This is a genomic window from Sporosarcina sp. P1 (genome assembly GCF_002743155.1).
Taxonomy (GTDB): domain Bacteria; phylum Bacillota; class Bacilli; order Bacillales_A; family Planococcaceae; genus Sporosarcina; species Sporosarcina ureae_B.
In genome coordinates this window covers 21002-27408 of the sequence record NZ_PDYS01000023.1, presented here as the reverse complement: position 1 = coordinate 27408, position 6407 = coordinate 21002, and the positions used below count along the sequence as shown (strand labels likewise).

Annotated in this window: 6 protein-coding genes and 1 pseudogene; 6 read left to right on the top strand and 1 reads right to left on the bottom strand. The window is 40.0% G+C overall.

Features of this window, described 5'->3' with window-relative positions; all coding sequences use genetic code 11:
• A pseudogene (locus CSV73_RS15210) lies at positions 1–218 on the bottom strand (hypothetical protein); the annotation flags it as partial.
• A gap of 224 nt (positions 219–442) precedes the next feature.
• Between CSV73_RS15210 and CSV73_RS15205 the strand changes: the two are divergent.
• From CSV73_RS15205 to CSV73_RS15180, 6 genes are all read left to right on the top strand, one after another.
• Positions 443–973 (top strand): cupin domain-containing protein, encoded by a 531-nt coding sequence (locus CSV73_RS15205; protein ID WP_085130871.1) that lies wholly within the window; start codon positions 443–445, stop codon positions 971–973.
• A 263-nt stretch (positions 974–1236) separates the two neighbouring features.
• Complete coding sequence (locus CSV73_RS15200) at positions 1237–2232, top strand: NAD(P)/FAD-dependent oxidoreductase (RefSeq protein WP_085130870.1); 996 nt, start codon at positions 1237–1239, stop codon at positions 2230–2232.
• A gap of 155 nt (positions 2233–2387) precedes the next feature.
• Positions 2388–4154 (top strand): 2-oxoacid:acceptor oxidoreductase subunit alpha, encoded by a 1767-nt coding sequence (locus CSV73_RS15195; protein ID WP_099628004.1) that lies wholly within the window; start codon positions 2388–2390, stop codon positions 4152–4154.
• Positions 4135–5004, top strand: a complete 870-nt coding sequence (locus tag CSV73_RS15190) for a 2-oxoacid:ferredoxin oxidoreductase subunit beta (protein ID WP_099628003.1) — start codon at positions 4135–4137, stop codon at positions 5002–5004. Before CSV73_RS15195 ends, CSV73_RS15190 begins: the two co-directional genes overlap by 20 nt.
• A gap of 86 nt (positions 5005–5090) precedes the next feature.
• Positions 5091–5333, top strand: a complete 243-nt coding sequence (locus CSV73_RS15185; RefSeq protein ID WP_085130867.1) for a ferredoxin — start codon at positions 5091–5093, stop codon at positions 5331–5333.
• 278 nt (positions 5334–5611) lie between these two features.
• The gene (locus CSV73_RS15180) at positions 5612–6406 is read left to right on the top strand and encodes an alpha/beta fold hydrolase (RefSeq protein WP_085130866.1); all 795 of its coding nucleotides are present in this window, start codon (positions 5612–5614) and stop codon (positions 6404–6406) included.
• Position 6407 lies beyond the last annotated feature (1 nt).

Sequence of the window (6407 nt, the reverse complement as noted above, 5' to 3'; positions counted from 1 at the left end):
AATGGGCCTTCTTGAATGGTCTTTGGTTGATTTTCTTCTTCTGTACGTCGTAATGCCACACGTACTCTTGCTGTGAGTTCGCGTTCGTCAAATGGTTTCGTAATATAATCATCCGCACCTTGGTCGAGTCCTTTCACCACATCTGATTTATCGGAACGAGCAGCACGAGATGTACATCCTCCATCCAAGTGAATAACTGCGGTTTCAAACGGATTCACCAGCCACAAATGCCGTCACACAATCTTCGGATAATGTTCGATCTTTTCATAGCATCTCAATAATCACCAAGCTAATTATTAGAAGATTTTAAATTTTATGTTGACAATGAATTTTTTTAGAAGTATGATATGACCATATAGAAACATTGTTTTCTATATAAAACAGAAGACTTCTTTGAATAAGCGTTTTCGTCAAGAGGTCTAAAAATAGGGAGGAAGAAAACATGGAGTTCACAACAGTAGAGGATTTTGAAAAGAAATATATTGCGAGATTGGGAGATAGAAAGTTGGACTGGAACGTTTTAAAGTTCCAAGAAGAATTAGATCCGAGATATCGCCGTGCACAAATGCGCTATATTGGACGTGGTGCAACAGCAAACAAAGATTCAAATGTAATTGAAGCAAATAACTTCACATTAAGCACGATGGTTTTACCAGCTGGTTCAATTGGCCCATTGCACTTACACTCAGACGTAGAAGAAGTGTTCTTCATTTTGGAAGGTGAAATGACGGTCCTTTTAGAGTATGAAGGAAAAGAGTATGAGATAAAAATGAATAAGCGCGACTGTGTCAGCGTACCACCCGGCATTCAGCGTGGTATCCGCAACGATGGAAAAGAAGATGCGATGATGCTTGTTATGCTAGGTGCGGCAAAACCACAACTACCGACTTATCCAGAAGGCAGCGAACTTGAAAAAATTCGCATTGAGCGTGCGAAAGAAAGAGAAGCGATTGTTGCGCAGGCAGACCGCTAATTTATCGATGGATCAACTGATCTTTAATCAAAAAATATTTTTGCACAGAATGTAGAGGCGTCTACCATAGAAGACTTTCATCTCTAAAAGTGACAAAATGATAGCGCTTTAATTATCCAGTTTAGCAGGTCATCCAAACTCTAGATGACTTGCGTTCTTAATCTGGATGCAATTACGCCTCGGCGTAATTGATTACATAGTTTCATATTTTACTTAACGGTAGGGTGCATCGACATCAATCGAAGGAAAGTGAGGAATTTAAAATGAAAATCGATGAGAAAGTATACGACATCACAATAATTGGAGGTGGCCCTGCTGGGTTGTTTACTGCATTCTATGGAGGAATGCGGGAAGCTAGTGTGAAGATTATAGAAAGTTTACCTCAGTTAGGTGGCCAGTTGTCAGTACTCTATCCGGAAAAGTATATTTACGATATTGCTGGATTGCCAAAAGTCCGTGCCCAAGAATTGATCGATAATTTAAAGGAACAAGTGAATATGTTCCCAACGACAATCTGCTTGGAGCAAGCTGTACAAACGGTGGAATGTCAAGAAGACGGGATTTTTAAACTCCAAACGAATCAAGAAATTCATTTTTCAAAGACGATCATTATTACGGCAGGGAACGGAGCATTTGCAGCTCGTCGCTTAGGGATTAAAGGCGCGGAGCAATTCGAAGGGAAAAACCTTCATTATTTCATTGACAACTTAAATAGGTTTACGGATAAAGAAGTGGCAGTATGTGGCGGGGGAGACTCGGCGGTCGACTGGGCATTGATGCTCGAACCGATTGCGAAAAAAGTTACCATCATCCATCGACGCGATAAATTCCGCGCTCACGAACATAGCGTGGAAAATTTGAAAAAATCCAGTGTGGAAATCAAAACCCCTTATATTCCGTCTGAACTGATCGGAGATGAAGGTGGTATTAAACAAATCGTCATCGAAGAGCCTAAAACTGAAAACTGTGAAGTGATTGATGTCGATGACTTTATCGTCAACTATGGATTCGTTTCCGCGCTCGGTCCAATTAAAGATTGGGGATTGAAGATTGAGAAAAATTGCATAATCGTTAACAATAAAATGGAAACGAACATTCCTGGCATTTATGCTGTGGGGGACATTGCAACGTATGAAGGGAAAGTAAAACTGATTGCCACTGGATTCGGTGAGGCACCGGTCGCAGTTAGTAATGCAAAGCAGTACATTGACCCGAATGTACGTTTACAACCGAAACATAGTACGGCAATCTTTGCATAAAGTTTTACGATAATATATATGTTGAAGTTATTTTGGCTATAACTATCGGCTTACTGTCCGAATTGCTATCTATCGTAATTTTATCGACAAAAATCAGCGGTTGAATGTTAACTTATATGATTTTAACAGTAACCGTGCTAAAAGGGGCAGATTTCATGAAAACAGATCTTTCGTGGAAAGTGGGAGGACAGCAAGGGGAAGGAATTGAAAGTACGGGTGAGATTTTCTCCAAAACTCTGAACCGGCTCGGTTTTTATTTATATGGATATCGCCACTTTTCATCTAGAATTAAAGGTGGTCATACGAACAATAAAATTCGCGTTAGTACTGAAAAAGTCCAGGCAGTTGCCGATAATTTAGACATACTTCTTGCATTCGATCAAGAAACGATTGATCTAAACTATCCTGAATTACATGAAAAAGGTGTTATCATTGCTGATACGAAATTTAAACCAGTGAAGCCGGAAGACTCGAAGGCTGAACTATATCCTGTTCCATTTACTGATATCGCTTCCGACCTCGGCACTTCTTTGATGAAAAATATGGTAGCGATCGGTGCTACTTGTGCCGTTATGAATTTGGAGGTTGAGGATTTCTCTGTTGTTATCGAAGAGATATTTAATAGAAAAGGCGGAGATATGGTTCAGAAAAATATGAAGGCTATCCAAGAAGGGTATATGTATATGCAAAAAAGCCTTGGAGAAAAAGCCTCAACTTTATATCTTGCAAAGGCTGAAAATACTCATAAACGGATGTTTCTGATTGGTAATGATGCGATTGCGCTTGGGGCTTTGACAGCAGGGGTTCGCTTTATGCCTGCATATCCAATCACACCAGCCTCTGATATTATGGAGTATTTAATTAAAAAGCTTCCAAGAGTCGGTGGGACAGTCATTCAAACAGAAGATGAAATTGCCGCTGTGACAATGGCAATCGGTTCTAATTATGCGGGTGCTCGTTCTTTCACTGCTTCATCTGGACCTGGATTATCATTAATGATGGAAGCGATTGGTCTTTCCGGCATGACCGAAACACCTCTTGTTGTTGTTGATACACAGCGTGGTGGGCCATCTACTGGATTACCGACAAAGCAAGAACAGTCTGATTTAATGGCGATGATCTATGGGAATCATGGAGAAATTCCAAAGGTTGTCATTGCTCCAAGTACAGCTGAAGAGGCTTTTTACGATACGATAGAAGCATTTAATATTGCAGATGAGTACCAGTGCCCTGTTATTTTATTGTCCGATTTACAGCTTTCGTTAGCGAAACAAACCGTAGAACCTTTTGATTTTGATAAAGTACACATTCGACGGGGGAAGTTAATTACAACTGATATTGAACAAACGGAAGAAAAGGACTATTTTAAACGCTATGAAGTAACAGACGATGGTGTCTCTGCACGTGTGATTCCAGGGGTGAAAGGTGGCATTCATCATGTAACTGGTGTCGAGCATGACGAAACAGGTAGACCAAATGAAACTGCAAGTAATCGTAAACAACAAATGGATAAAAGAATGCGTAAATTATCCGACTTGACAGAACGATTCCCAAATCCAATCACAGTGAATGTTCCAACAACAGAAACAGATCTTTTACTAATAGGATTTAATGCAACGCGTGGTGCTATTGAAGAAGCTGTCCACCGTCTGAGAGAAGAAGGATTGAACGTAAATCACTTGCAAATTCGACTCATTCACCCATTCCCGACAGCAGCTATCAAGCCTTATATAGTCGGGGCAGATCATGTACTTGTTGCAGAAAGCAATGCGACGGGGCAACTTGCCAATATTATAAAAATGAATGTTGGTCATGTCGATAAAATTCAAAGCATGTTGAAATATGATGGTGATCCATTCCAACCACACCATATTTACGATGCGAGCAAGGAGTTGTTAGAACATGTCTACATCAACAATTAAAGATTTTAGAAATGGTGTGAAGCCAAATTGGTGTCCAGGTTGTGGAGATTTCTCTGTACAAGCAGCGATCCAGCGTGCTGCAGCTAATCTAAATCTTTCTCCAGAAGATCTGGCGGTTATCTCTGGAATTGGCTGTTCCGGTCGTATTTCAGGCTATATTAGATCATACGGTCTACATGGAATCCACGGAAGGGCGCTTCCGATTGCTCAAGGAGTAAAGATGGGGAATCGTGATCTTACTGTCGTTGCGGCTGGAGGAGATGGTGATGGTTTTGCAATTGGGATTGGACATACGATTCATGCGATGCGGCGTAATATGGATATTACTTATATCGTAATGGATAATCAAATTTACGGATTAACAAAAGGTCAGACATCACCGCGTTCAGAGGATGGGTTTATTACATCATCGACACCGGAAGGATCAATTGAAAAAGCAATATCTCCAATGGAGATGGCGATAACTAGTGGAGCTAGCTTTGTGGCACAATGTTTCTCAGCGGATATTAAGGAATTGACTGCGACAGTGGAAGCAGGAATACAACATAAAGGTTTTTCAATTATTAGTGTCTATAGTCCATGTGTCACATACAATAAAGTGAATACGTATGATTGGTTCAAAGAGAATTTGACCAAATTGAGTGATCTAGAAGGATATGATTCTTCCAACCGTGAAATGGCCATGAACACTTTAATGAAACATAATAGCCTGGTAACTGGAATTGTTTATCAAGAAGAGAAGCCTTCTTATCAAGAGTTAGTAAAAGGGTATGCAGAGCAACCCTTGGCGCATATGAACCTCGATTTACAACCTGAACTTTTTAGGGAACTTGTAAACGAGTTCATCTAGTTTTTTTACACAAGATTGAAAGACATAAATAAATCTAATTGTGCGGAGGCGCAATTGACAATAGAAGATGAAAGGGGAATCACGATATGAAGAAGTATACATTAGTAGAACAAGAGACTTGTATCGCTTGCAGTGCGTGTGGAGCTACTGCCCCCGATATATTTGATTATGATGATGATGGGCTATCTTATAGTATTCTCGACGATAATACAGGTGTTACGCCAATAGGAGAAGATTTAGTAGATGATCTTATAGATGCTTGTGAGGGATGTCCAACAGACTCGATACAAGTAGCAGACGAACCGTTTCTACTTGTAGTAGAAAAATAATATCTCAAGATAGAAGTCTCCCTTCTTATAGTGTAATGACGGTGTAGATTCACTATTTCAATAATAGATGGGGGAAATAAGAGGTCGCTTCTTATTTCCTTTTTTGATTGTTTTAAGATGTTATTTGAATATAGTGTATTTTGGTAATAGTCAGTTTGGAACTTAGGAGTCGCTTGACTTTACGAAGAATAAGTACGTACAATTAATATTAATATCGGGAACTTTGTTTTATTGATAAAACATAGAAAAAACGATAAAAATGCTTGAGGAGGGGTTTTATGTCGAAAGTGGAGTTGGTGGATCTGCCTATTCATTATCTCAGTAAAGGAAGTGGACCACCGCTTGTCTTATTGCATGGCTTAGGAAATAACTCGAAGTCATGGATCCATCAATTGGAAGGGCTGAAGAAAGATTATACGGTAATTGCTTGGGATGCTCCCGGTTACGGTCAAAGTGCGGACCCTGTTCCAGAATTACAACATTTTTCCCAGTTTGCGGATCATTTAAAGAAGTTTCTTGATGATCTTCTATTAGAGGAAGTTTATTTGTTAGGGCATTCGATGGGGGCGGCAATTGCGATCGATTTTGCGATAAGATTTCCTGAAATGGTTACCAAATTGATGATTGCTGCACCGACCCGGGGAGCGGCTGGGCTCAATGAAGAAGAAAATATAAAGAAAAGAAAAGCTCGGCATGATCTCGTAGAAAATACTCCACCAGAAGAATTAGCAAGACAAAGAACGTCTGCACTGCTCGCTGCAAATGTAGATTCTTCAATTTTGGAATATGCGCAAAACATTATGGCTGAAGTCCGACTGGCAGGTTATAAATCAGTTGCCAACAGTTTATACCACTTGAATCAAATGGATGAGTATTCAAAAGTTATGGTTCCGACTCTTGTCATTTGTGGAGAAGAGGACCAGGTGACGCCTGTCAGCGAGTCGGAAATTATTGTCGAAAGGCTGAAAGACGGACGTTTGAAGACAATAGCGGATGCGGGCCATCTCAGTTACTTGGAAAAACCGGAAGTATTCAATAAATATGTATTAGATTTTTTAAGAGAAGAGGAATAGA